Genomic DNA, 26,773 nt, shown 5'->3' with positions numbered 1-26,773 from the left:
CGATGCAAGTCTATACCGCTCCGCTGCGCGAGATGCGCTTTGTGCTCAACGAGCTTCACGAAGGCGATGTGTTCGGCGCCATCCCCGCGCTCGCCGAATTCACGCCCGACCTTACCGATGCCGTTCTCGAGGAAGCGGGCCGCTTCGCCCGCGACGTGCTGCTCCCGATCAACCGTTCGGGCGATGAAGAGGGCTGCCATATCGAAAACGGCGTGGTCCGCACGCCGGCGGGTTTTGCCGAGGCTTACGCCAAGTTTCGCGATGGCGGCTGGACCGCGCTTGCCTCCGCGCCCGAATGGGGTGGGCAGGGACTGCCCGAAACGGTGAACAAGCTGGTCGAGGAAATGATCAGTTCGGCCAACCTCTCCTTCGGCCTCTATCCGGGTCTCACCCACGGCGCGACCACCGCGATCAAGGGGCATGGCTCTGAGGATCTGAAACAGGCCTATCTGCCCAAGATGGTCAGCGGCGAGTGGTCGGGCACCATGTGCCTGACCGAACCGCAGTGCGGCACCGATCTCGGCATGCTGCGCACCAAGGCGGTGCCGCAGGATGACGGCAGCTACCGGATCACCGGCTCCAAGATCTTCATTTCGGCGGGCGAGCATGATCTCACCGAAAACATCATCCACCTCGTTCTCGCGCGTCTGCCCGATGCGCCCAAGGGGGTGAAGGGGATCAGCCTTTTCCTCGTGCCCAAATTCGTGCCCGGCGCCGATGGCAATCCCGGCGCCCCCAATGGCGTGTCGTGCGCCGCGATCGAGCATAAGATGGGGCTGAAGGCCTCCGCCACCTGCCAGATGAATTTCGAGGATTCGGTCGGCTGGCTCATCGGCACGGCGAACAAGGGCATGGAGGCCATGTTCACCATGATGAACACCGAACGCGTTTCGGTGGGTGTTCAGGGGCTCGGCGTCGGCGAGGCGGCCTATCAGTCGGCGGTCTATTATGCACGCGAACGTATTCAGGGCCGCGCGCTGACCGGGCCCAAGCGTCCCGATCTCGCGGCCGATCCGATCATCGTCCATCCCGATGTCCGCCGCATGCTCATGATCATGCGCGCGAACAACGAAGGCTGCCGGGCGATCGGCCAGTGGGTCTCGCGTGCGATCGATGCGGAACGGCATGCCGATGATCCCGAGGTGCGCCAGAAGGCGACCGATTTCATCGCGTTGATGACCCCGGTGGTGAAGGCGCTGTTCACCGATCTCGGCTTCGAAACCGCGAACCATGCCGTCCAGATCTATGGTGGTCATGGGTTCATCCGCGAAAGCGGGGTGGAGCAATATGTCCGCGATGCGCGTATCACCATGCTCTATGAAGGCACCAACGGCGTGCAGGCGCTCGATCTTGTCGGCCGCAAGCTGCCCGCGAATATGGGCCGCCTGCTGCGCAGCTTCTTCCATCCCGTCTCCGAATTTATCGAGGCGAACAAGGAAGATGCTGGTCTGAAACCGATGATCGAGGCACTCGAAAAGGCGTTCGGCGCACTGCAGCTGTCGACCGCCAAGATTGCCGAACGCGGGCTGAAGGACCCCGATGAGGCGGGCGCGGCCGCCACCGATTATCTCCGGCTGATCGGCCTGGTCGCCATGGGCTACTGCTTTGCCCGTGCGGCCAGGATCTCGGCGGCAAAGCTTGCCTCGGGCACCGAGGATGCGGGCTTCTATCAGGCGAAACTGACGACCGCCGCCTTCTTCTTCGATCGCATCCTGCCGCAGGCAACCGCCTGTTTCCTCGCGATCAAGGCGGGCAAGAAATCGATGATGGCGCTCGACGACGCCGCTTTCTGATCGGTGAAAGGGGCGCTTGCGGGCGCCCCTTCTTGCATTTTACCCTTCTTCACAGCCCCTTGGCTTGCCACCCGCACGTCTGACCCCGATAGGTCGATGCAACGGAATCGTCCTTGGGTCGTTCCGTCAAATGGCCTGACAAAAACGGAAATTTCGTATTCCCTGTGCGGACTGCGGAATATGTGGTGTCAAAAGGGGGATGCTTGCGGTCTTTGGTCAGCTTTCGCACGGCGTTGTCGACAGGCGCGATCGCGGCCAGCCTTTCAAGTGCGGCGCTGGCGCAACCAACGGTGCCGCCTGCTCCAGCCGCTCAGGCACCGCTGCTCGACAATGAACCGATCATCCCCGATGAAGAGTTCGACGCCAGCATCCCGCCGATCGACGATAATCCCGATGCTCCCATGGGCTCCGTTGCCGATTGGGAGGCCGAGCAGAAACGGCTTGAGGAACAGTCCCGCCGTCAGGATGCGCAGAGCGGCGCCGCCACCACGCCCGCCACGCGGGACGGCACCGCCACCGAACTGCTCGCCGATCCGCCCGTCAACGATCCCGAGATCGATGCGCCGTTGACCCCGCTTGGCGCCTTCGATGTCGAGCCGTTCGACGACAGCCGCTTTACCGAGGGTGACGACAGCAGCGCCGCCGAGGCGCGCTACACCTACCGCGTCGATGGGCTTGATGGGATTTCCGAAAAGGGCGGCGTCGCCCCCATCACCGGCGGTGATGTGCTGGCCATGTTCAAGGAGCTGTCCGCGCTTCACGATGGCAAGGGCCGCGCCGCCAATGGCGCGATGATCAACGCGCGAATGGCGGAGGATCAGCAACTGCTCACCGATATCCTGTCGGGGCAGGGTTTTTTCGACGCGCGCGTTCAGGGCAGCCTGCAATTGCCCGAACAGAATAGCAGCGATCCCATCACCGTGATCCTGCAGGTCACGCCCGGTCCGCGCTATGCGCTGGGTACCATCGATTTCACCGCCCCCGCCGTCACCCCGCCCGATCTGATAACCGGCGCGTTCGTTCCCAAGACCGGCGAACCGATCGTCGCCGAACGCATTCAGGCGGCTGAGGCGAATATCGCGGTGGTGCTCCCCGAAAACGGCTATCCTTTCACCAAGATCGGCCAGCGCGACATCCTGCTCGATGAAGCGGCGCGGACGGGGGATTATACGCTTCCGATTGAGACAGGCCCACGCAGCAGCTTTGGCGACATGATCGCGGGCGGCGCGAAACCGGTGTTCGAACCCGATCACATCACCCGGCTCGCGCGTTTCAAAAAGGGTGATCTCTACGACAGCCGCAAGGTCGACGATCTCCGCCAGGCGCTGGTGGCGACCGGCTTGCTCTCGGTGGTCTCGATCGAGCCCGAGGCCACCGGCACGCCCGCGGCGGAGGGCAGCGAATATGCCAATCTCCTCGTCCGTCAGGAAGCCGGGCCGCCGCGCACGATCGGCGCACAGGCGGGTTATGGCACGGGGCAGGGGATCAAGGTGGAAGGCGGCTGGACCCACCGAAACCTGTTCCCGCCCGAAGGCGCGCTGATCGCCACGGTCATCGCCGGCACGCAGGAACAGGGGCTGGGCGCCACTTTCCGCCGGTCCAATGCCGGCCGCCGCGACCGGACGGTCGAACTCAGCCTCAACGCGCTGCACAGCGATTTCGACGCTTATGAGGCGTTCACCGGCCGTCTTGCCGGGCGCATTTCCTACGATAGCACGCCGATCTGGCAGAAACGCTTTACCTATAGCTATGGCTTTGAACTGCTCGGCACCAACGAGCAGGACTACGACTTCGCCGCCGGTGAACGGCGCCGCCGCACCTATTATGTTCTCGCGCTGCCGGGGCAGGCGACCTGGGATACGTCGGATTCGCTGCTCGATCCCACGCGCGGTTTTCGCCTTTCGGCCAAGATTTCGCCCGAAGGGTCGCTCGGCAGCGGCGGGCAAATCTATGGGCGCGGGCTGTTCGAGGCGACGGGCTATTATCCGGTCGCCGAAAATATCGTTCTGGCCGGGCGCGCGCGGGTCGGCACGATCATGGGCGCCGAGCGGGCCCAGATCGCACCCTCGCGGCGCTTTTACGGCGGCGGCGGCGGCTCGGTGCGCGGTTTCGGCTATCAGGAACTGGGGCCGAAGGACCCCGAAGCGCGGCCGATCGGTGGCCGCAGCCTGGTCGAAACCGCAGCGGAGGTCCGCTACCGCTTCGGCAATTACGGCGTCGTCGGGTTCATCGATGGCGGGCAGGTCTATACCGATTCCATGCCGCAATTTTCCGACTGGCGCTTTGGCGTCGGCATAGGCGGGCGTTTCTACACCAATTTCGGCCCGATGCGGCTCGACATCGCGACGCCCATCAACCGCAAGCCCGGTGAATCGCGCGTGTCGGTCTATATCTCGATCGGGCAGGCATTCTGATGGCAGAGGACACGCCCATGGCCGAAGCCGCTCCGCCGCAGCCTACAACTCGTCCCTTGGGGCGTAGCATCCTCATCGGGGTGGCCGGACTGCTCGGGCTACTGGTCCTCGCCATCGGCGGCGCTTTGCTATGGCTCGGCACCGACAATGGGCGCAGCTTCGTCGCGCGACAGGTCTCTGCGCTTGCGTTCGAAAACGGGATGACGATCGGCGTCGAGCGGATCGACGGATCGCTTTTCGGAGCGATGCAACTGCGCGGTCTCTCGCTCGGCGATCCCAAGGGGGTATTCCTTACCGCCGACAGCGCCTCGGTGGACTGGCGCCCCTTTGCCTATGCCCGCAATCATCTTGATATTCGCACGCTGATCGTTCCCACCGCGCATCTGCGCCGTCTGCCCGAATTCAAACCCACCCCGCCCAGCGACGCGCCCTTGCTCCCCGATCTCGATATCGATGTGAACCGGCTCGAAATCGGGCGGCTGCGCATCGATCCGCCGGTCACCGGCAAGGCGCATCTCGTCGGGCTGGACGGTACGGTTCACATCGCCGATCGCCGCGCGCAGGTGCATGCCAATGCGCGCGCCTTTACCGGGCCGGGCATTGCGGGGGGCGACCGGATGGTGCTGCGGCTCGATGCCGTGCCCGATGCCAACCGGCTGGGGTTGGACGTGCGCGTTGCCGCGCCAGCCGATGGGCTGGTGGCGGGGTTCACCGGCACTGCTGCGCCAATGGATGTCGTGCTGACCGGCAAGGGCGATTGGGCGGCATGGAACGGCCGGCTGCAGGGGCGGCTGGGCGGCGAACAACTCGCTAATGTCGCGCTGGTGGCGCGTGATGGTCGCTTCACGCTGCGCGGGCCTGTACGGCCCGGTCTCTTCCTCACCGGCCCCGCCCGCACGCTGTTCGAACCGGCCACGGCCATCGATCTTACCGCGAACGCCGCCAATCGCCGCGTCGATGTGCAGGGCGGTGTATCGAACGACAATTTCACCTTCGCGGCCAACGGGCTTGTCGATCTCGGCCGGAACAGCCTGCGCGATCTCCGGCTCGATTTCCGGTTGTTGCGGCCCGGCGCGATCGCTGAAAATCTGCGCGGCGCGGATGTTGCCGGCACCGCCACCCTTAACGGCGCCTTTGCCGCGCCGCAGATCGCCTATGCGCTCAGTGCCCGTCAGATCGGATTCGGAACGACGTTGCTTGAGGGCGTTTCCGTATCCGGCAATGCCGCGCTCAAGAAGAATGAATGGCGCATCCCGGTCGAAGGGCGCGTGCGGCGGATCACCGGGCTCAATCCGGGCATCGCGCCGCTCCTTGCCAATGTCCGGCTGGATGGCGATTTCGCCTATGCCAATGCCCGACTGATATCGGACAATCTGCGCTTGGTGTCTGACCGCATCGATGCAAGAGCGGTTATCGTCGCCGATCTCAATAAAGCGCTCTACACCGGCGCGCTGCAGGGGCGGGTCGATGGCTACCGCGTCGAAAGCGTCGGCATCTTCAACCTGCAGACCGATATGGATCTGAAGACCGGCGCCAATGGCTATTTCAAGCTTGGCGGCCGCGTCACCGCGCGCTCCACCCGGTTGCTCAATGATGGGCTGCAGGGTTTTCTGGGCGGTAATGCGCTGATCGTCGCCAATGTCGGTTATGACAGCAACGGCGTTGCGACGATTGACCGGCTGAACGTCGCGGCCCCCGCATTCCGGCTGACCGAGGGGCGTGGTCAGTATAACGCCAATGGCCAGATCCGTTTCACCGCGCGCGGCAGTTCCAACCAATATGGGCCCCTTGGCGTCGACGTCACCGGCACGCTCGAACGGCCCGTCGCCCGGATCGCGGCGGCGCGACCTGGAATGGGGATCGGCCTGTCCAACGTCGCCGCCACGCTGGTCGGCAATAACGGCGTCTATACCGTCACCGGGCGGGGAGACAGCGATTACGGTCCCTTCGATGCCAATGCGCTGGTCACCATGGGGAATGGTCCGCTGCGCGTGGCGCTTCGGCCCGGCACGCAGTTTGGTGGGGTTGGGCTTGTCGGCACCATCGTGCAAAGTGCCGCGGGCCCCTTTGTCGGGCGGATCGACGCCAATGGCGCAGGACTTGTCGGCAATGTCGCGCTCAGCGCGCAATCGGGGGTGCAGCGGGCGCTGATCACCGCTAATGGCCGCGCGGTCAGCTTGCCGGGCAATGTCGGTTTCTCGGCCGATCGTGCGCTCGTGAATGCCGACATCATCCTTTATGAAAAGCCGCAGATCGTGGCCGATGTCCAGCTTGCGGGCGCACAGATGGGCGAGCTTGCGATTGCCGGTGCGCGCGCCAAGGTCAATTATCGCGGTGGGCAGGGGCAGGCGCAATTGCTCGCCGAAGGGCGCAGCCGCTATCCGTTCCGCATGGCAGCCAATGCGATGCTGCAACCCGATCTCTGGCGTGTTGCGCTGAAAGGTCGCCTCAACGGCATCGATCTGGCAACGCGCGCGCCGCTTCGCATCATCCCCGGCAAGAACGGCTATACGCTGCAACCCGGCACGATCGACACCGGGCAGGGCGATATCCAGCTTGCCGGCAGCTATGGTCCGGGTATCGCCCTGCAAAGCCGCCTGAACGCGGTCAATCTGGCGCTCGCCAACCCCTTCATGCCGGGCCTTGGTCTTGGCGGCGTGGCAACCGGCAGCCTCGATTTCGCGCAGAGCAGCACAAGCGCTTTCCCCAATGCCGATGCGCGTCTGCAGATCGAAAACTTCACCCGCACCAGCCTGGCCTCGGTCTCGCAACCGGTCGACCTCCATATCGTCGGGCGCTTGCTGCCCGAGGGGGGCAATCTGCGCAGCGTCATCCGCAGGCGCGGGGCGGCCATTGGGCGGTTGCATGTCGATCTCACCCCGCTGCCGCCGGGCGCGGGCAGCTGGACGACGCGTCTGCTCGCCGCGCCGCTTTCGGGCGGGCTGCGCTATAACGGCCCCGCCGATACGATTTTCTCGCTCGCCGCGCTTCCCGACCAGAATCTGAAGGGCGCGGTGGGTATCGCCGCCGATTTCGGCGGGCGCGCTCAGGCGCCGCAGCTTACCGGCGTGGTCCGCGCCAGCAACCTCACCTATGAAAACGCCACCTATGGCACGCGCCTCACGCGCATGAAGGTGGAGGGGCGCTTCACCAATGACCAGCTCCAGGTCGAAACGCTCACCGCGCGTGCGGGCGAGGGGACGATCAGCGCCAGCGGCTTCGTGTCGCTCAGCTCGGCACAGGGGTTCCCGATCCAGCTCGGTATCGAAATGGATCATGCCCAGCTCGCCAGCGGAGAGGATCTTGCGGCGCAGGCCACCGGCCAGATCCGCGTGGTCAACGCCCCGGGCCAACAGCCGCTCATCAGCGGTCGGCTGAGCCTGCCCGAAACGCATTACCGCATCGTGCGTGAGGGCAGCGCCAAGGTCGCCACGCTAAGCGGTGTCCGTCGTAAGCCCGCACTCGGCCGCGAACGGATCAGCGGCGATCCGGAACCGGCCAGCAGCAGCCTGCCGTCGAACTGGCGGCTCGATCTCAAGGTCGTCGCCGATAACAAGATCTATGTCACTGGCATGGGCCTCAATTCCGAATGGAAGGCCAATCTCGATCTGCAAGGCACCAGCGGCGCGCCTGCGATTACCGGCAGCATCGATGTGGTGCGCGGCACGCTTGGCTTTGCAGGCCGGTCGTTCGACCTGCAGGAAGGACGCATCCGGCTCGACGGCGGCGACATGACCAATCCGCAGATCCGCATTGTCGCCTCGGGCGAGGTGGAGGATGTGACGATCAACATCTCGATCACCGGCGTCGCGCAGGATCCGCAAATCGCCTTCACCTCAACGCCTGCTCTGCCGCAGGATGAACTGATGGCGCGGATATTGTTCGGCAATTCGGTGGGCGAACTCTCGGCCATTCAGGCGGTGCAGTTGGCCGCATCGCTCAATTCGCTGCGCGGCGGAAAGGGCGGGCTCAATCCGCTCAGCACGCTCCAGTCGTCCACCGGCATCGATCGCCTGCGCATTCTGGGGGAGGACAAGACCACCGGCCGCTCGACCGCGCTCGCCGTGGGGCAATATATCAGCAACGATATCTATGTTGAAATTGTCACCGATGCGCGCGGCTATACCGCGACCCAGCTTGAAATAAGTCTGTCGCGCGCCCTGTCGGTGCTCAGCCAGATGGGCAGCTTTGGCGGGTCGAGCGTCAACCTGCGCTACCGCAAGGATTATTGAGGGTCATGCCGCGCTGGCTGTTGCCGTTCCTGCTCATGCTTGCCGGGTGCGGCAATCAGCCCGATTTCGACGAGCGTTTCCGTCAGCAGTCGGACAATCTTGCGGCAGAGGCGAATGCGATTGAGGCGGAACTGGGTAACCAGCTTGCCGGCGCGGACGAGGCCGAACAAGCGGTCGGCGAAGATGCGGTGGCAAGCGCCGACAACCGGATGTAGCGCACGGCGCCTTTCGCTGGCACGGTTCGGTGCCAGCGAAAGGCCGCCGGTTCAGTTCTGGCTGACCTCGATCATCACCTTGCCCAGATGCCCGCCCGTCTGCAGATAGGCATAGGCGGCGGGCGCGTCGTCAAAGGCAAAGCGCCGGTCGATACAGGGGGTAAGGCCATTGGCCTCCACCGCGCGTAGCATGCGGCGATACATCGCCTGGCTGCCGGCGGTGATCCCGCGCAGCACAAGGTTCTTGCCAAGGATCGTCGGGAAATTGGGAATGGCCTTGTCGCCAGCCCCCGCCAGCGCGCCGATGATGACGATCCGGCCGTTCACCGCCGCCGCCGCGATCGACTGTCCCAGCGTGGCCTGCCCACCGGTTTCGATGATGATGTCCGCGCCGCGCTGACCGGTCTGCTGCAGCAGTTCGGCCGCCCAGTCGGGGGTGGTGCGGTAATTGATCGTGATGTCGGCGCCCATGGCGCGTGCTTCGGCCAGCTTCTCGTCGCTCGACGAGGTGATCGCCACGCGTGCGCCCATCATCTTGGCGAATTGCAGCGCAAAGATCGAAACCCCGCCCGTGCCCAGCGCCAGCACCAGATCACCGGCCTTGACCTGGCCGAATTCGACCACCGAGTGCCATGCGGTCAGCCCGGCGGCGGCCAGTGTCGCGGCCTGATCGTCGGTGATCGTGTCGCTCAGGCGGGTCAGCGCGGCGGCGGGGACGACGATCTTCTCGCTCAGCCAGCCATCGCGCGATACGCCAAGGTCCGCGCCGAATATGGCCGGGGTGAACGCGCCGTCGATCCAGCTGGTGAAATGGCCGCAGCTGACGCGGTCGCCGGGGGCAAGACCGGTCACGCCTTCGCCCACCGCCGCAACCGCACCCACGCCATCCGAACAGGGCACGCGTTCTTCGGATCTTGCTGGCCCATATTGTCCGGACACAATGAGCATGTCGCGGTGGTTGAGGCAGACCGAACCCACCTTCACCACAACCTCTCCCGGACCGGGTATTGGATCTGGTCTTTCAGTAATTGATAGAGAATCCAGTCCTTTTTGGGTTCCGATTTGATAGGCTTTCATGATTTCTCGCTATTTCCTGACTGTGATTCCCACGCGGAATGCATCATGCCAATTTGGCGCCAAAATCATCGAGATCGCAAGCCCCGCAAACAGGAAGAGCGGTTTTATGGATATTGGAACCCTTTTGAGCCACAAGGCATTAGGAATAAAAATGATTTGGGGATGAGGGGGAGGGCATGGTCGCGATTCAGTCCCGAAATACGCGCCGCGCCGCCACCATATGCGCTCTGACAGGCTTCCTCCTCACTGCCTGCACCGAACAGAAGGCCGATGTTGTACCGCCGCGCTCGGACGAGGCCGCCCCGCTGCCTGAGGATACGTCCTTTGTCGCCGCCCCCATCGATATCGATCAGGCGGTGATCGCCCGCGCGGTCGAACGGGCGGTGCCGCGCACGCTCTGGACAATCGATCGTCATTTCGATCGCTGCATCCAGCCGCAAAAGGTGAAGATTTTCGGAAAGGACGTGAAGGTCACGCCCCCTATTGGTTGCACCGTGGTCGGCACGGTCACGCGCGGGGCCATCCGCTTGCACGGGCGGGGCCGCGAGATCATCGCCGATATCCCCATTCGTGCGCGGATCAGCGCGCGGGATGTGGGCGGCGTGCTCAAGGGCGAAACCGCAACCGGCGCGGCAATGGTCCAGGCGCGCATCCTGCTCGACATTGCACCCGACTGGCGCCCGCGCGGTACGGTCCGCCTCAGTTATGACTGGACGAACCCGCCCGGCATCGATTTTCTGGGGCAGCGGATCACCTTTGCCGACAAGGCCGATGAAAAGCTCGCACCCGTCGTCCGCCAATTGGAGCGGGATTTGCCGCGCGAACTGGCCAAGCTCGATCTGCGCGCGCAGGTGGCCGATATCTGGCGGCAGAGTTTCACCACCCTGGTGCTCAACGAACGCAACCCGCCGGTCTGGATGCGTGTCACCCCCAGCCGGGTGCGTTATGGCGGCTATCGTCTCGCGGGTGGCCGGCTGCGCTTCGATCTCGGTGTCGAGGCGCGGACCGCCACCTTTGTTGGGATGCGCCCCGCCGCCGCCGCGCCAACAGCGCTGCCGCCGCTCGAAAAGGCGCAGACCGATGGCCGGTTGCGCTTCTTCATTCCGGTCATCGGCGCCTATTCCACGCTCGAACCCGTGATCATGCGCGCGCTGCAAAAACGCGCGCAGCGGTCCTTCGATGTGCCGGGCTTCGGCCCCGTCACGGCGCGGTTCGAAAAGGTCGAGGTCTATGGTTCCACCGCGCGTCGGATCGCCGTCGGAATCACGCTGGCGGCCAAGCCAGATTCGGGGCAGATCGGCGAAACGCGCGGAGTGATCTGGCTCACCGCGCGCCCCGTCAACGCGCCGGGATCGGCCGAGGTGCGGTTCGAGGCGTTGACGGTCGCCGGCGATACCAACGGCGTGGGCGGCGATCTATTGATCGCGCTCGGCAACAGCCCAGGGGTCGCGCCCCAGATCGCGATGGCGCTTACCCAGAATTTCTCCAAGGATCTCGAAGAACTTGTCGGCAAGATCCGCCGCGCGATCGATGTGAAGCGCGAGGGCGATTTCGTCATCCGCACCGATCTCGCCGATTATGAAACCGGCGAGATCGCGGCTTATGGGCAGGGGCTGTATCTGCCGGTGCGGGCAACGGGCACCGCGCACATCGTCTATCGTCCGCGCTGATGGCGGCTCAGTCCTCGATGATCCGGCTGTGCCGCGCGGTATCGCGCATGCACAGATAGACGATCAGCGAGATGCCGATCATCGCGGTCACATACCAGTAGAAACCCTGTTCCATGCCGGCATCCTTGAACGACAGCGCGACATATTCGGCGGTGCCGCCGAACAGCGTGTTCGCCAGCGCATAGGGCAGCGCCACGCCGAGCGCGCGGATATGTGCGGGAAACAGCTCGGCCTTCACCACCGCGTTGATCGAGGTATAGCCGGTGACGATGACGAGCGCGGCCATCACCAGCAGCCCCGCGATCACCGGATCGCGCGTCGTCTCCAGCGTGCTGAAGATCGGATAGGTGAACAAAACGCCCGCAATGCCGAACGCCACCATCAGCGGCTTGCGCCCGATCCGGTCGGAAAGCGCGCCCGCCACGGGTTGCAGCAGCATGAAGATGAAAAGCGTCACGGCATTGATCTGGCTCGCCGCCTCGCGGCTGAACCCGCTCGTGTTCACGAGGAATTTCTGCATGTAGATCGAATAGGCGTAGAAGGCGAGCGTGCCGCCCGCCGTCAGGAGCATCACCACCGCGGTTTCGGTCGGGTGGTGGCGGATCAGCTGGAAAAAGCCTGATTGCGGCGCGCCCTCGGCCTTGGCGTTGTGAAAGCTCTCGGTCTCGGCCAGCCCGCGCCGCAGATAGAAGACGACAACCGCAAGCGCCGCCCCCAGCACAAAGGGAATGCGCCAGCCCCAGTCGTCTAGCGCCGCCTCGCTCATCGTCGATTGCAGCACCAGCAGCACGAGGATCGCGAGCAATTGCCCGGAAATCAGCGTCACATATTGAAAGGAGGAATAGAAACCACGCCGGCTCTTGCCCGCCATCTCCGACAAATAGGTGGCGCTTGCGCCATATTCGCCGCCCACGCTCAGCCCCTGCATCAGCCGCGCGATCACCAGCATCGCGGGTGCGGCGATGCCGATCGTCTCGTATCCGGGCGTGCAGGCGATGATCAGCGAGCCGAGGCACATCAGCGTCACCGAAAGCGTAAGCCCCGCCTTGCGGCCTTTGCGGTCGGCATAGATGCCCATCACCCAGGCGCCGATCGGGCGCATCAGAAAGCCCACGGCAAACACCGCCGCCGCGCTCAAAAGCTGGGCGGTCTGGTTGTCGGACGGAAAGAAATGCGGCGCGAAATACAGCGTGAACGCGGCATAGACATACCAGTCGAACCATTCGACCAGATTGCCGGTCGATCCGCCGATGATCGATTTCAGCCGGTGTCGTTGCGCCGCTTCGGGCGATGCGGCGGCAAGGGCCGGTGCACGCGATGCCATGGTCTTCTCCTTTGCGAAGAAGGTCTATGCATTGGAACCGTCCGTGCCGCCAAGCAGCTTGTGCAAGGGGGTAAGGGACGGCGCACCCGTGCACGCCGCCCTTCACATCACTCAGGCAATCCCGGCCTTGCCCGGTTCAACGGTGTAGCGGCGGACGGTCGAAACCGCGCCGTCCGGCCGACTCACCTGGTCGATCACGCGGACCTGCGTCTCCCAGCGCTTTGGGGTGATGTCGAACAGCTGATATCCGCGCCGCCCGTCAAACAGCGAACAATGCGGATTGGTTGCCGCCATATTCTCCCAGCCGGCGGGCGTCGCCGCGCCGTCGCCGTCCGAACTGATCGATGTCGTCACGAATTCTGCCGCTGCGGCGGCGCCCATGGGGGCGGCATCGTTCACGGGCACATTGCCGGCATGGTGGCGGTGGACATCGCCGGTGGCGACGACGACATTGGTCAGCTTGCGCTCGGTGATCTGGCGGACAAGGCGCTTGCGGGCTTCGGGATATCCGCTCCAGCTGTCGGCGTTGCGCGTACCGGCCTTGCGCGATGCGGGATAGGCCATCGGCATCACCATCACCTGCTGCGCGAGCAGATTCCACCGCGCTTTAGTGTCGAGCCCGTCGCCCAGCCACGCTTCCTGTTCGGCGCCGAGTATCGTTTCATCGGCACTATCTTCCGGCGTGCGGCAGTGCGTCGTGGCATCAGCATCGCACAGCTGGTCCGAACGATATTGGCGCGTGTCGAGCACATGGACGCGCAGCAGCTGGCCATAATCGAGCCGACGAAACATCCGGACGCGCCCATTTGTAGGGAGCTGCGCGCGCCGGACGGGCAGGTTTTCGTACCAGGCCTGCATCGCGGCGGCGCGGCGGAGCAGGAATGCGTCGGCCGGTGTCCCGTCCTGATCGATCTCGCCCGCCCAGTTATTGTCGACCTCATGGTCGTCATAGGAGACGAGGAAGGCGGCGGCGGCGTGCGCGGCCTGCAGGTCGGCGTCCGATTTGTAGAGCGCGTAGCGGCGGCGATAATCGTCGATGCTGTAGATCTCGTCGCCCACATGCGCGCGAACCCGGCCCTTCTTTCCGGGATTGCCCGAACCTTCGTAGATATAGTCGCCATAATGGAAGATCGCGTCCAGATCGCTCTCGTCGCTCAGATGGCGATAGGCGGTGTAGAGCCCGGCCTCATAATGCTGGCACCCGGCCACGCCGATCCGCACCCGATCGGCCAGCGCGCCCGCCACTGGTGCGGTGCGCACGGTGCCCGCCGCGCTCATCTCGCCGCCCGCCGAAAAACGGTACCAGTAACGCCGTGCCGGGTTCAGCCCGCTCAGTTCGACATGCACCGAATGGCCAAGCTCGGGCCGCGCAATATCGGCACCGGTGCGCACGATCTTCCGGAAATTTTCGTCCTCGGCGATCTCATAACCGACGGGCACCGCCACCATCGGCATTCCGCCATGTTCGTCGAGCGGGCGGGGCGCCAGCCGCGTCCAGATGACGAAGCCATCGGGCCAGGGATCGCCCGATGCGACGCCCAGCGTGAAGGGGTAGCCGCCAAGCGACTTCGCCCAGCCGATCCTGGGGGCAAGGCCCGCGGCAAGAACAAGGCTGCCGGCCGATTGGATAAGCGTGCGGCGATCAAGCTTCATGATGAAGTCCTCAAGGATGGATCTGGGGAGCGCGCAGGCGCAAACGGGGCGGGCAGGGGAGGTGCCCCGTGCCCGCCCCGTCGCGCTCATGGCTTGTAGATGATGTTCAGGAAGAAGGATGGACCGGTCTTGATCGCGCCGCGGCGGATGCCGAGATCCTCGGTATAGCCAAGGTACATCTTCTCGTTGAGGATGTTCTTGGCCTGCAGCTTGACGATCCAGTCATCGGCCACGCGCAGCCGGGCCGACATGTCGAGGCGGCCGCGTTCCTGCGGCCCACGGTTCAGCCAGGGCGTCTCGCCAATGCCGTCCAGATAGTCGCTCTGGTAATTATAGGCGACGCGGATTTCGCCGTCATTGGGCAGTTGGTAGAACAGCGCCGCATTGCCCATCCATTCACGCTGGAACATCAGGCGATCGATCTTCAGCTTCTGGCCGTTCACCAGATAGTCCATCTCGCCCCAGGTGCGCGTCACGTTGAACGATGCGCCCAGCCTGTCCTTCAGGAAACCGGGCATGCCGGGCAGGCGGTTGTTCACATATTGGAACTCGATGCCGTGCATCTTTGATTTGCTGGCGTTCATCGGCGTGCTGATCGTGTAGCTGATGCCGTCGATGATCTCTTCGTTCTTCAGTTCGTAGATATCGTCCTTGATGAACTTGGCGAACGCGCCGAGGCTGACGAAACCCTGCCCCTTGTTGAAATAATATTCGAGGTTCGCGTCGATATTGTCGGACAGGCGCGGCTTCAGATCTGGGTTGCCGCGCGTGATCGTGAAGCTCGTGTCGTTGCGCGTTTCAGGCTGCGCGATGTCCTCGGGCGCCGGCCGGCCGACGGTGCGGCTGTACGAACCCTTCAGGCGAAAATCCTCGGTGAACTTGTGGATCAGGTTCAGCGACGGCAGCAGGAACTGATAATCGCCATGATAGCGGTTGAAACTGTCCTGATAGACGTCGTTGACCGTGTAGGGGACGAGCGCGTTGTAATCCGCCGTGTCGAAACGAAGCCCGGCGATCAGGCGTGTCCGCTCGGTCGCGAAGCTGCCCGTCAGATAGGCATAGCTGATCGTCTCGCCATAGCTGTAATCCTCGCTTTCCGAACTGGAGGCAGAGGATTTTCCGTTCACCGCCAGATTGGGGAGCACATTGCCCGCAAAGGCGTCGTAATCGATCCACAGCACATTGTGGTTGAACAGCCAGGGCGCATAATCGGGGTTATAGGCATTGTCGCCCAGCACCGATTTGTTCGACGTGAACACCGTATAGGTCCGGTCGCGCGACATCTTCATGTTGCGCACGCCGACCCCCGCCTTGTAGCCGAAACCGATGCTGTCCGCATCGAGGTTCTTGGTGAAATCCAGCTTGAACTCATAGGTCTGCGCCTTCGAACGCGTCACCATGTTGCGGGCGGAGAGCAGGTTATAGGCATTGGCATCGGTCAGCCGTTCGGGCTTGTTCAGCGTGAACAGGTCGGTGCCGCTCGATGCGTCATAGGTGACGAAAAGATCGGTCGGCTGGGCCTGATAGATCGCCTCGTCCATGTCGTTGTCGAAGATCGAACGGTTATAGCCCGCGCGGAATTCCAGGTTCGAGGCATCGTCGAAATCATGACGGGTCTTGAAGATCGCGCCGCGATTTTCGGTCTCGAACCGGTCATACTGATATTCGGTGCGAATATCGGGCACGTTCAGCGTGCCGCTGGTGTCGGTCTGGTCGGTGATGTTGCGAAACGCGCGCAGCGTCGCGGCGTTCATCGTCTGATATTCGATCTGCTTGTAATCGAACAGCATCAGCGAACTGTACCAGGCGTCCGACGGCTGATATTCCAGCATCGCCGACCCGCCGAAATTGCGGACGAAATTGGTATAGTCGTAGCTCACAAACGCCTGCGGCGCGGGGTACAGCCCGTTCCAGTTCGGGTTGTCGGGCGTCGTGCTCGCACCGGTATCGGTGTAATAGGTGCGGCCGTTCGGGTTGTACTTGGTCTCGTCGTACGATTTCTGCTGATAGGTGCCGCTCAGCACGATGCCGAACTGCTCGTCGGCGCCGAAACGTTTGGTCCACAGGCCCTTTACCCCGCCGCTCCATTTGGAATCGCTGTACGGCTTGCGGCTGTTGCCGCCGGGCACGTCGTTATAGGGGGTGTAATTGGCATAGGCGTCGATGAAGAACTTGCCCTTGCGGCTGGCAAAGGCGCTGTGCGGCACGATGTTGATGATGCCGCCGATCGCGCCCGATTCCTGGTCCGCGGTGAAGGTCTTGTAAACCTCGGTCTGGCGCGCGGCCTGGCTCGGGATCAGCGCCAGATCGACGCGGCGCTGTGCCGATCCGCCGTTCGCCACCGAAACCATGCTGATCCCGTCGACCGATACATGGTTGAGATCGGGGGTGATCCCGCGCACCGCGACATATTGGCTTTCCTGCTCGGCATAGAGCACCTGCATGGTGCTGACGCCCACGACGCGCGACAGCGCTTCGGACAGCGCCTGATCGGCCAGGTCGCCGGTATCGTCCTGCGCCAGCGTGTCGACCACGACCAGCGAGTTGCGCCGCGCCGCGATTTCTTCCTCATTCTTATATGCCGATCCGGTGACGATGATCTCGCCGTCCGCCGCCGGGGCGGCCGCGTCAGCGGTGTCCGCCGCCAGCGCGCTTGGCGCGCAGGAAAGCCCGATCAGCAGCGCCATCATCGACACGGCGTGCTTGCGCCCGAAATACGCAGGACGTGCAAATGCATTCATGGAAGTGAATCCCTGTTGAGAATTTTCTGATTGTGAAGTGATCGAAAGAAAATCTGCGCGCCCTGCACGCATGGGCGGGTTCAGGTCGGAAAACCTGCCGCGTTATAGGTCGCATCTGTCTTGAATGGGTGCGACGCATCGCCGTGAGAACTTGCGTTCCACGTCGAGATATCGCCGATGATTCTGTTCATTGGCCCGCCCGTTATGTTTGAGCGGCTATTGGCCTATTTATGTGACAGTTAAATGTAACCTGTCCGTACAAAATCATCTGTCGGCAATATTTTGTAACGGGGCGGATCAGCCCGCGTGGGTTTCGATCACCGATCCGCTTTCCAGCGTGCGCTGGACGGGGCATTTGGCGGCGACGTCGATCAGCCTTGTGCGCTGTTCGGGGGTCAGCTTGTCACCCTTGATGAACACGGTCTTGTGGAACACATCGGTCTGGCCGGAGCGTCCTTCGACCTCCATCTTCGTATGGGTCACATGCGCCGCGATATGCTCGACGGGCCAGTCCTTCTGCCGCGCGAACCAGCGCACCGTCATCACCGTGCATTCGCCGAGAGCCGAGGTCAGCAGCTGATAGGGGGAGGGGCCAAGATCGGCGCCGCCATCGGCGGTGGGTTCGTCGCCGACAAGCTCATGGCCGCATACCGCGATGCGCACCGCAAAGGGGCTTTCGCCGCTTTCGGAAACCCGCGCCTCGATGCCGTCAGCCATTGCTCGTCCTCTTGATTGCTGATCGATAGTCTGGAAGGCCATTTTTCCGCGCTTTGCCTGCGGGGTCAACCGGTCACCAGACCCGCCTTTCGCGGATCAGTTGCGCGAAGAACACGGGAACGCCCAGAAACGCGGTGACGACGCCCAGCTTCAGCTCGTTGGTCGATGGGATCATCCGCACCCCCACATCCGCCAGCGTCAGCAGCGCCGCGCCGCCCAGTGCCGATGGCAGGATCAGCGATGATGGCCGCCGGTCGGTAAAGGGGCGGATCAGATGCGGAACGATCAACCCGACAAAGCCGATCGCGCCCGATACCGCCACCGCGCCGCCCACCCCGATCGCGATGCCCAGCATCAGCCGCATCCGCGTGCGTTTCAGGTCGTTGCCCAGCGCGCGTGCACTGTCGTCGCCCAAAGTCAGCGCATCAAGCGCCCGGCCATCGACAAAAAGCAGCGCCAGCCCGATGCCGATGCAGGGCAGCGCGATCCACAGATGGGTGATCGAACGATTCTCAAGCGATCCGAGCAGCCAGGTCATGATCTCCATCGCCGCAAAGGGATTGGGCGACAGGTTGAGCGCAAGGCTGATCGCCGCCCCCGCCAGCGTCGATACCGCGATGCCGCCAAGGATCAGGCTGAGCGGGCTTTCCGCCCGCCCGGTCAACGCGAAGAGCAGGATGAGCGATCCCAGCCCGGTCGCGATCGCCATCAGCGGCAGCGCGGCCGGATGCCATTCGGCCAGCCCGAAATAGAGCGCGATCACCGCCCCCAGCGCCGCCGCGTTCGATGCGCCCAGCACCGATGGCTCGGCCAGCGGGTTGCGCAGATAGCCCTGCAGCGCGGCGCCCGCCGCACCCAGCATCGCGCCCACGGCCAGGCCCAGGATCGTGCGGGGCAGGCGCAGGTCCACGACGATCGACTCGGCAATATCGTCGCCGCGTCCGGCAAGGCTCGCCAGCGTCCGCTCGATCCCGATGGGGACGGGGCCGTAGAGCAACGATGCCATCGCGGCGGCGGCAAGTAACACCAGCAACCCGCTGGCGAGGAGGGAAATCCGGCGCGCAGGCCGTTGTGAAAACTGCATTGCAACCTCGTATTCGATCGATCTGCCCGTCACGCTTGTGTCCCGGGTGCTTGCTGCTAGGGGTTGGCCGCTATGGCCGCCTTGACCTTCCGTTCCTGCGCGCTCGCGCTGACTGCCCTGCTGGGCCTCGCCGCGACGGGGGCCGTTGTCGGGGTATCCGCATCATCGCCGTCCCCGGTCTCTGCGCGGCCGCAGAAAATCGTGTCGCTCAACCTGTGCGCCGATCAGTATCTGCTCGCGCTGGCCGATCGCGATCAGATTGCGGGGCTCACCCACAATGCTGGAAATCCCGAAATGTCGGCTGCGGCGGACAAGGCGCGCGGCCTGCGGATTCTGGGCGAGTCCGCCGAAGAGGTGATCGCCATCCGCCCCGATCTGGTGATCGGCAGTGCGTCGCGCCGGGCCGGGCTGATGGCGGCGATCGCGCCGCATGATTATCCCACGCTGCGCCTCCGCTCGGCCGAGAAGTACGACGATATCGTCGCGCAGATCCGCGAGGTGGCGGCGGCTGTCGGCCATCCCCGGCGCGGCGAGGCGTTGATCGCGGCCATGAACCGCGAGCTTGCGGCGCTGCCCAGGGCCAAACCCGGCACGGTTGCCGCCTATTATCAGCGGCGCGGTTTCCTGACCGGCACGGGCACGCTCGTCGACGATCTGATGACGCGCGCGGGGCTCATCAATCTCGCGGCAAGGATGCAGCGCCCGGCGGTCAGCCAGCTGTCGATCGAGGAACTTGTCGCCGCCCGCCCCGATTATCTGATCGTCGAAAGCGCGACCGCGCGGGTCAGCGATCAGGGGACGGAAATGCTGCACCACCCGGCGCTCGCCCGCGTCCCCCGGATCAGCTTGCCTCAGGCATGGACGGTCTGTGGCGGCCCCGCTTATGTCCGCGCCGCGCAAAGCCTCGCGCACCAGCTCAACGCACGCTGACATTGGCGCGCCAGTTCCCGCGCGCCTGCCAGCCGCGGGTTTCGAGTTCGGGCGTGTCGGAAGGCACCTCGGGATAGCCGATGCACAAGAGCGCGATCAGCCGCCATGCCGGTGGCCCCTCCAGCAACGCCTTGATGTGATCGGGGTCGACGATCGATACCCAGCCCAGCGCCAGCCCGCGTGCCCGTGCGGCCAGCCACAAGGTGTGGATGGCCAGCACGGTCGAATAAGCACGCATCTCGGGCATGGTCGCGGCGCCCAGCCCATGGCCGGCGGGCGTTGCGTCGTCGCTGAACACCGCGATGATTTCCGGCGCCTCGCGCAGGCCGTGCAGCTTCAGCGCATGATAGGCCGCCCGGCGCGCGTCCTCGACATAACGCGCACCCGCGCGCGCGCTTTCGGCATCGACATGCGCGGCCAGCGCTTCGCGTAGCGCGGGCGTGCGGATGCGCACAAAGCGCCACGGCTGCGAATTGCCCACTGACGGTGCCCGGTGCGCGGTTTCCAGCAGATGGGCGATCTCCGCCTCGTCCAGCGGATCGGTCCGAAAATGGCGCACGTCGCGCCGCCAGGCGAACAGCGCGTCCAGCTGTTCCTGAAACGCTGTGTCGAAACGGGGCGCACCGGGCGTCATCGTCAGAATTCGATTCCCGGCTGCGCCTTCACGCCCGAACGGAAGGGGTGCTTTACCAGCGTCATCTCGGTCACCAGATCGGCCGCTTCGATGAGCGCCTCGGGCGCGTTGCGGCCGGTGACGATCACATGCTTGCCCGCCGGGCGCTCGGTCAGCACCGTGAGCACCTCGTCCAGCGGCAGATAGTCATAGCGCAGGATGATGTTCAGCTCGTCCGCCAGCACCATCTGATAGGCGGGGTCGGCGATCATCCGCTTCACCTCGTCCCAGGCGGTGCGCGCCACCGCGATATCGCGCGCGCGGTCCTGCGTGTCCCAGGTGAAGCCTTCGCCCATTGGCTTGAATTCGACGGCGTCGGGAAAGGCATCGAACACCGCCTTCTCGCCGGTCGCCATCGCGCCCTTCACGAACTGGACGACACCCACCTTCTTGCCGTGTCCGATCGCGCGGACCACCATGCCAAGCGCCGCCGTGGTCTTGCCCTTGCCCTTGCCGGTGTGGACGATCAGCAGATCTTTCTCCACCGTCTTGCTGGCCATGATCTTGTCGTGCGCGGCCTGCTTCTTCTTCATCTTCGCGGCGTGCTGTTCGTCGGTCCGTTCCATGGTTCAGGCTCCTTTTGCGGGGTGGGCAATGGCGGCCAGCATCATGGCCGCGCTGTTCGATCGGGGTTTCCACAGGCCGCGCTCCAGCGCCTCGTTCAGGCGCGCGGCGGTTTCGCGCAGCGCGGCGGGGTTGGCTTCGGCCATGAAGGCGCGCACCGTCTCATCCTCGATAAAGGCGGCGTGGACGGCGTCGAAATGATGGTCGCGCACCGCCTGGGTCGTCGCGGCAAAGCCGAACAGATAATCGACGCTCGCGGCGATCTCGAACGCGCCCTTATAGCCGTGGCGCATTACCCCTGCGATCCATTTGGGGTTGGTCACGCGGGCGCGTACCACCCGGCCGATCTCGTCTTCGAGCGTGCGGATCACGGGGCGTTCGGGGCGGCTATGGTCGTTGTGATAGGCGCGCGGCTTGCGGCCCGACAGATGCTCGACAGCGGCGGCGATCCCACCTTCGAACTGATAATAATCGTCGCTGTCGAGCAGGTCGTGCTCGCGATTGTCCTGGTTCTGGACGATCGCGTCGGTGCGTGTCAGTCGTTCGGCGAACAGCGCGCGCGCGCCGTCGCCCTCGATCCCGCCGCCATAGGCATAGCCGCCCCAGTCCAGATAGATCTCGGCCAGATCGGCGCGGTTGTGCCACAGCTTCTCGTCGATCATCGCCTGCAGCCCCGCGCCATAGGCGCCGGGCTTCGATCCGAAGACGCGGGTGCCCGCGCGGCGAAGCGCCTCCGCTTCGCTTGCTCCATCAGCAACCATGTCGGTGGCTTCGGCGCGACGGCGCGCGGCGGCGGGATTGTCTTCCTCGGGCTCGTCCAGCTCCATCACCATGCGCGCGGCGCTGTCGATCAGGTCGATCTGCTCGGGAAAGGCGTCACGGAAAAAGCCCGAAACACGAAAGGTCACGTCCACGCGCGGGCGGCCGAGCTCGGCCAGCGTCATGATCTCGAACCCTGTCACCCGGCCCGACGACCAGTCCCAGCGCGGCCGCACGCCCATCAGCGCCAGCGCCTGCGCGATATCGTCGCCGCCGGTGCGCATATTCGCGGTGCCCCAGGCCGAAACCGCCATCGCGCGTGGATATTCGCCCTCGCGCTGCAGATAATCCTCCACCAGCAGCTGCGCCGATCGAAACCCCAGATCCCATGCCGTGGCGGTGGGGATGGCGCGGGTGTCGACCGAATAGAAATTGCGCCCCGTCGGCAGCACATCGGGCCGCCCGCGCGTCGGCGCGCCCGACGGGCCGGGCAGCACGAACCGACCGTCGAGCCCGGCGATAAGCGCGGCCCGTTCGGCGCCGCCGCACTCGTCCACCTTGGGCATCAGCCGTTCGCGCATATCGGCCATAACGGCGCAGCTCGCCGGGCCGGGGGCGTCGCCGCCGTCCACCAGTGCTGCCGCCAGCATTTCCAGCCGCTCCACCGTGTCGCCGTGGTTGCGCCAGAGGTCGTCGGTCAGCGCCGCCAACAGGGCGGGGCGGGGCCCCGTCCACGCATCGCCCATCCGGCAGTCGAGCGGGTCGAACCCCAGCGCCAGATCGTCGGCCAGCGCGCGGAGCAGCGATTTTTCGCCGTCATGCGCATAGCCGCGCGGGGTGCGCGCCAGCGCCACCAGCAGATCGCGCCGCAACCGCCCTTCGGGGGACTGGGTAAAGATATGCAGCCCGTCGCGGATCTGCATTTCCTTCAGCTCGCACAGATAATTGTCGATTGCTGCCAGCGCGTCGTCGCCATCGCCTTCGGCCCCGGCATCGCTCGCCAGACCCTGTCCATGCGCCAGATCGAGTATCTCGCGCTTCAGCCGTTCCAGCCGGCGCGGGTCCATCCCCGCCGCCAGATAATATTCGTCGACCAGCGCCTCGAGCTGTTTCAGCGGGCCATAGCTTTCGGCGCGCGTCAGCGGCGGGGTCAGGTGATCGATGATGACCGCGCCGATCCGCCGCTTGGCCTGCGTGCCCTCGCCGGGGTCGTTGACGATGAAGGGGTAAAGCTGCGGCACCGGCCCGGCGCAGATTTCGGGAAAGCAGCTGTCCGACAGCGAAACCGCCTTGCCCGGCAGCCATTCGAGGTTGCCGTGCTTGCCGACATGCACCACCGCCTGCGCGGCGAACACGCGTTCCAGCCAGATGTGAAACGCCAGATAGGCGTGCGGCGGGGGCAAGGCTGGGTCGTGATAGCTTTGCTTGGGATCGATATGATAGCCGCGCGCCGGCTGCACCCCGATCGCGATATTCCCAAAGCAGTGGATGCCGAGGCGAAAGCCGTCGCCGCGCACATGCGGATCGTCCTCGGGCGTCCCCCAGCGCGCGGTGATCGCGGTGCGCGCCGTCTCGGGCAATTCGGCAAATGCCGCGCGGTAACTGTCCAGCGGCAGAAAGGCGCCGCCCGCGCGGTCGGGGGAGGCAAGGTCGTTGGTCACGCTGTCGGTGATCAGCCGCATCAGCGCTGCCGCATCGGCGGGGTGCCCGTCCACGTCATAACCGGCATCGCCAAGCGCCGCGAGTATCGCCGCCGTGCTCGCGGGCGTGTCGAGCCCCACACCATTGGCGATTCGCCCGTCGCGATTGGGGTAATTCGCCAGCACCAAGGCCACGCGCCGTGCCGCGGGCGCTGTCCGCCGCAGCCTTGCCCAGTTCGCCGTCAGTTTGGCGGTAAAGGCGATCCGGTCGGGCAGCACGCGCGGCACCACGATCCCGCATTCGGTGCGCGTGTCGAAACGTTCGGCCGCCTTGAACGCCACCGCGCGGCTGAATATCCGGCCGTCCACCTCGGGCAGCGCGATGTTCATCGCCAGATCGCGGGGGCCCAGCCCGCGTGCGCTGTCGCGCCAGCTTTCCTCCTCCACACCGGCGAACACCGCCTGCAGGATCGGGCAGTCGGCGCGCTCCAGCACCGATGCAATCCGTGCCTCGCCGCCCGACGATGCGGCAAAGCAGGTCGTGTTGACGATCACGTCGGGCGCGGTCTCGTCGATCAGCGCAGCCAGCCAGTCCATCGCATAGGGATCGCGCAGTGCGCGGACATGGACGGCAACGACGTTCAGCCCCTCGGCCTCGAACGCCGCCACCATCGCATCGACGGCATCCAGCGTCCCGGCGATCATCAGCGCGCGGTAGAACACGATCAGCGCGGTCGGCTGGCCTGCGATCCAGCGTGCCCGCACATCGCCCAGCACCGGGCGCTCGCGGCCTTTCAGATACAGCCCGGCATCGGCCACCGGCACCGGATCGTCGGGCGGGCCCGCATCTTGCCCGATCAGCCTGGTGGCGGCGCGCAGGAAGGACAGCGCATTGGCGCTCCCGCCCTGGCGCAGATAATCGCGCAGCTTCTCGCACGTTTCGGCGGGCAGCGTCGACGCGCGCGCCAGTTCGGGGTCCTGTTCCTGCCCGTCGGACAATGCGGCCAGCGCAATCCCCTTGTCGCGTGCCGTCCGTGCGATCTCGTCGATCCCGTACGGCCAATAGGTCTTGCCGCCGAGCAGCACGACGCACACGAATTTCGCCTGCGCGATCACCTGCTCGACATAAAGGTCGACCGAATAGGGATGCTTCAGCTGCAACAAATTGGCCAGCCGGATGCTCGGGGCGTCATCGCCCAGCGCCTCGGCGGCGCGTGCGAAACAGGCCAGCTCGCTGTCGGCAACGGTCAGGATCACGATGTCGCCGGGCGATTGGCCAAGGTCGATCGCCTCCTCGCCATTCGCGATGGTTCCCGGCGTTGCCGACAGCAGGTGCATCAGCCGATCGCCTTCGCAAGCGCCTCGGCAATCGCCGCGCGCGCCAGCGGCTGCTGGCCGATCACCACCAACTGCGTCACGCGTGGCTCATCCTCGGTCCAGCGACGGTCGAAATGATGCTGGATGCGCGGGCCCACTGCCTGCACCACCAGCCGCGCGGGCTTGTCCGCCAGCGCCACCATGCCCTTCACGCGCAAAATGTCATGGGTCTCGATCTGCGCCGAAATCGCGTTCAGCAAGGCGTCGAGATCGGTTACCGCACCCCCCGTCACGACAAAGCTGTCGAAATCGTCGTGGTCGTGATCGGGCTCGCTGTCATGGTGCGAGGGGCGGGCGTCGAGATCATCCTCGGCGCCGGCAAACAGCCCCAGCAGCACCGCCGGGTCCACCGCGCCGTGCGCTGCATGGACGCGTTTCACGCCGGTGCGCGTTTCGGCCGCGATCTTGGCGTCGATCTCGGCCAGCCGTTCGGGCGCCACGAGATCGGACTTGTTCAAAATGACGAGATCGGCACAGGCCAGCTGGTCCTCGAACAGTTCCTCAAGCGGGCTGTCATGGTCCAGCGTCGGGTCGGCCGCGCGCGCGGCGGCCAGCGCTTCCTCGTCGCTCGCAAACCGGCCCGCGGCCACCGCATCGGCGTCGATGAGCGCAATCACGCCGTCGACGGTCGCGCGGGTGCGGATGTCGGGCCATTGAAACGCCTTGATCAGCGGCTTGGGCAGCGCCAGCCCCGATGTCTCGATGATGATGTGCTCGGGCGGTTCGGGGCGGTCGAGCAGCTTCTGCATCGTCGGCAGGAAATCGTCCGCCACGGTGCAGCAGATGCAGCCATTGGCCAGCTCCAGAATATCTTCCTCGGGGCAGGCGGCGTCGTTGCATCCCTTCACCAGATCGGCATCCACGCCGACATCGCCGAATTCGTTGATCACGATGGCAAGCCGGCGGCCGCCGGCATTTTGCAGCAGATGGCGGATCAGCGTGGTCTTTCCGGCGCCCAGAAACCCGGTGATCACGGTTGCGGGGATCTTGCTCATCCTTGTGCTCCCGGAATGCGGGGGCAGGGCAATGCGGTGTTCGTCTTCATCTTCGTCTCCGCGCCAGAGCAACGTCAGGGGCGGCGGGGCATCCGGCGGTGCGCGGGCGGATATGCCCACGCGCCAGCGGTCGGCGCGCGACGACGGGCGGGCGCACGCGCCCGTTGCCGGCACCGATGCGACCCCAGCCGCATGGCTTCGTCGCTCAGACGGAGAGTTGACCGTGCCATGACCATCCCCTGGGTCAGGGCAAGAGCGACCGGTGCGCTGGCAGGTCTCCTGGCTCGCGGGTCATCGCTTGATGCACAGCCTTCCCAGGCCTCGCATGGTTTAGCGTCCGGCCCAGTGGCTGCCGCGCCTTCGTGTCGGAAGGCCGGCCTTTTGCATCGCGCTCGCCGCTTACAGTTGCAGGGACAGCCTCGGATTTGGATGGCCCTGGCCATCCGCACCGCGTTCCCAAATTAAGCCCTTTCGGGCACCGGCGCGATCTGTTGGGGGACGGGCGGGCCCGGCCTCCGCCTGCGGCTCTATGCCAATTCGGCGATCAAGCCAAGCCGCGCATCGGCGGATCATTTGCCGATGAAAAGAAAACCCACCGCCGCCATGATGCAGGCAAAGGCCGCCAGATGCCGCCAGCTGATCGGTTCACCCAGCACCGTCACCATGAACCCGCCAAATATGATCAGCGCGATCGCTTCCTGCGCTACCTTCAACTGCCCCGCGCTCCACCCGCTCGAATAACCGATGCGGTTGGCGGGCACGGCAAGGCAATATTCGAACAGCGCGATGCCCCAACTGATGGCGATCACCAGCGGCAGGGCCTTGTTCATCCCGCCTTTCAGATGCCAGTACCAGGCAATCGTCATGAACAGGTTGGATGCGATGAGAAGGGCGATCGTCGGCATGGTCGCCCTA

17 protein-coding genes and 1 riboswitch are annotated in these 26,773 nt (G+C 64.9%); of the genes, 6 read left to right on the top strand and 11 right to left on the bottom strand.

All coding sequences use genetic code 11. The features are described 5' to 3' along the window. Positions 1-2 precede the first annotated feature (2 nt). The 4 genes from QYC26_RS04745 to QYC26_RS04730 all read left to right on the top strand — a co-directional run bounded on the left by QYC26_RS04745 (position 3) and on the right by QYC26_RS04730 (position 8,654). Positions 3-1,793 carry an acyl-CoA dehydrogenase C-terminal domain-containing protein gene (locus QYC26_RS04745; protein WP_317514247.1) on the top strand — a complete coding sequence of 597 codons (1,791 nt, stop codon included), beginning with the start codon at positions 3-5 and terminating at the stop codon, positions 1,791-1,793. Between the two features lie 203 nt (positions 1,794-1,996). Then, the gene (locus tag QYC26_RS04740) at positions 1,997-4,207 is read left to right on the top strand and encodes an autotransporter assembly complex protein TamA (RefSeq protein ID WP_317514246.1); all 2,211 of its coding nucleotides are present in this window, start codon (positions 1,997-1,999) and stop codon (positions 4,205-4,207) included. After that, positions 4,207-8,439 carry a translocation/assembly module TamB domain-containing protein gene (locus QYC26_RS04735; RefSeq protein ID WP_317514245.1) on the top strand — a complete coding sequence of 1,411 codons (4,233 nt, stop codon included), beginning with the start codon at positions 4,207-4,209 and terminating at the stop codon, positions 8,437-8,439. Before QYC26_RS04740 ends, QYC26_RS04735 begins: the two co-directional genes overlap by 1 nt. A 5-nt stretch (positions 8,440-8,444) precedes the next feature. Continuing rightward, complete coding sequence (locus QYC26_RS04730) at positions 8,445-8,654, top strand: hypothetical protein (RefSeq protein ID WP_317514244.1); 210 nt, start codon at positions 8,445-8,447, stop codon at positions 8,652-8,654. A 51-nt stretch (positions 8,655-8,705) separates the two neighbouring features. On the opposite strand, the gene QYC26_RS04725 is transcribed toward QYC26_RS04730, so the two are convergent. Beyond that, entirely contained in the window at positions 8,706-9,731 is a 1,026-nt protein-coding gene (locus QYC26_RS04725) for an NAD(P)-dependent alcohol dehydrogenase (protein WP_317514243.1), read from the bottom strand. A 176-nt stretch (positions 9,732-9,907) separates the two neighbouring features. Here QYC26_RS04725 and QYC26_RS04720 point away from each other — a divergent pair, with 176 nt between their 5' ends. Then, on the top strand, positions 9,908-11,401 hold the full coding sequence (locus QYC26_RS04720) for a DUF4403 family protein (protein ID WP_317514242.1): 1,494 nt from the start codon (positions 9,908-9,910) through the stop codon (positions 11,399-11,401). A gap of 7 nt (positions 11,402-11,408) precedes the next feature. On the opposite strand, the gene QYC26_RS04715 is transcribed toward QYC26_RS04720, so the two are convergent. The 5 genes from QYC26_RS04715 to QYC26_RS04695 all read right to left on the bottom strand — a co-directional run bounded on the left by QYC26_RS04715 (position 11,409) and on the right by QYC26_RS04695 (position 18,920). Then, on the bottom strand, positions 11,409-12,725 hold the full coding sequence (locus QYC26_RS04715) for an MFS transporter (RefSeq protein ID WP_317514241.1): 1,317 nt from the start codon (positions 12,723-12,725) through the stop codon (positions 11,409-11,411). Positions 12,726-12,836: 111 nt separating this feature from the next. Next, on the bottom strand, positions 12,837-14,378 hold the full coding sequence (locus tag QYC26_RS04710; protein ID WP_317514240.1) for an alkaline phosphatase D family protein: 1,542 nt from the start codon (positions 14,376-14,378) through the stop codon (positions 12,837-12,839). An 86-nt stretch (positions 14,379-14,464) separates the two neighbouring features. After that, positions 14,465-17,119, bottom strand: coding sequence for a TonB-dependent receptor (locus tag QYC26_RS04705; protein ID WP_317514239.1), 2,655 nt, complete (start codon positions 17,117-17,119; stop codon positions 14,465-14,467). Between the two features lie 297 nt (positions 17,120-17,416). Further along, positions 17,417-17,836, bottom strand: coding sequence for an OsmC family protein (locus tag QYC26_RS04700; protein ID WP_317514238.1), 420 nt, complete (start codon positions 17,834-17,836; stop codon positions 17,417-17,419). A gap of 73 nt (positions 17,837-17,909) precedes the next feature. After that, positions 17,910-18,920, bottom strand: a complete 1,011-nt coding sequence (locus QYC26_RS04695) for an iron ABC transporter permease (RefSeq protein ID WP_317514237.1) — start codon at positions 18,918-18,920, stop codon at positions 17,910-17,912. 72 nt (positions 18,921-18,992) lie between these two features. Here QYC26_RS04695 and QYC26_RS04690 point away from each other — a divergent pair, with 72 nt between their 5' ends. Next, on the top strand, positions 18,993-19,850 hold the full coding sequence (locus QYC26_RS04690) for an ABC transporter substrate-binding protein (protein WP_317514236.1): 858 nt from the start codon (positions 18,993-18,995) through the stop codon (positions 19,848-19,850). Here QYC26_RS04690 and bluB read toward each other — a convergent pair. The 5 genes from bluB to QYC26_RS04665 all read right to left on the bottom strand — a co-directional run bounded on the left by bluB (position 19,837) and on the right by QYC26_RS04665 (position 26,763). Further along, on the bottom strand, positions 19,837-20,484 hold the full coding sequence (gene bluB, locus QYC26_RS04685; protein ID WP_317514235.1) for a 5,6-dimethylbenzimidazole synthase: 648 nt from the start codon (positions 20,482-20,484) through the stop codon (positions 19,837-19,839). The genes QYC26_RS04690 and bluB overlap by 14 nt on opposite strands. Before the next feature lie 2 nt (positions 20,485-20,486). Then, on the bottom strand, positions 20,487-21,089 hold the full coding sequence (cobO, locus tag QYC26_RS04680; protein ID WP_317514234.1) for a cob(I)yrinic acid a,c-diamide adenosyltransferase: 603 nt from the start codon (positions 21,087-21,089) through the stop codon (positions 20,487-20,489). A gap of 3 nt (positions 21,090-21,092) precedes the next feature. After that, entirely contained in the window at positions 21,093-24,824 is a 3,732-nt protein-coding gene (cobN, locus tag QYC26_RS04675) for a cobaltochelatase subunit CobN (protein ID WP_317514233.1), read from the bottom strand. Further along, a complete protein-coding gene (cobW, locus tag QYC26_RS04670; RefSeq protein WP_317514232.1) occupies positions 24,824-25,858 on the bottom strand; it encodes a cobalamin biosynthesis protein CobW in 1,035 nt (344 codons plus the stop codon). Before cobW ends, cobN begins: the two co-directional genes overlap by 1 nt. A 251-nt stretch (positions 25,859-26,109) precedes the next feature. Continuing rightward, positions 26,110-26,356: riboswitch (cobalamin riboswitch) on the bottom strand. 71 nt (positions 26,357-26,427) lie between these two features. Continuing rightward, the gene (locus QYC26_RS04665; RefSeq protein ID WP_317514231.1) at positions 26,428-26,763 is read right to left on the bottom strand and encodes a DMT family protein; all 336 of its coding nucleotides are present in this window, start codon (positions 26,761-26,763) and stop codon (positions 26,428-26,430) included. Positions 26,764-26,773 lie beyond the last annotated feature (10 nt).

Source organism: Sphingomonas sp. C3-2 (assembly GCF_033025475.1).
Lineage (GTDB): Bacteria > Pseudomonadota > Alphaproteobacteria > Sphingomonadales > Sphingomonadaceae > Sphingobium_A.
Note: the sequence above shows the minus strand (reverse complement) of the source record. Positions and strands in the feature narration are given on the sequence as shown.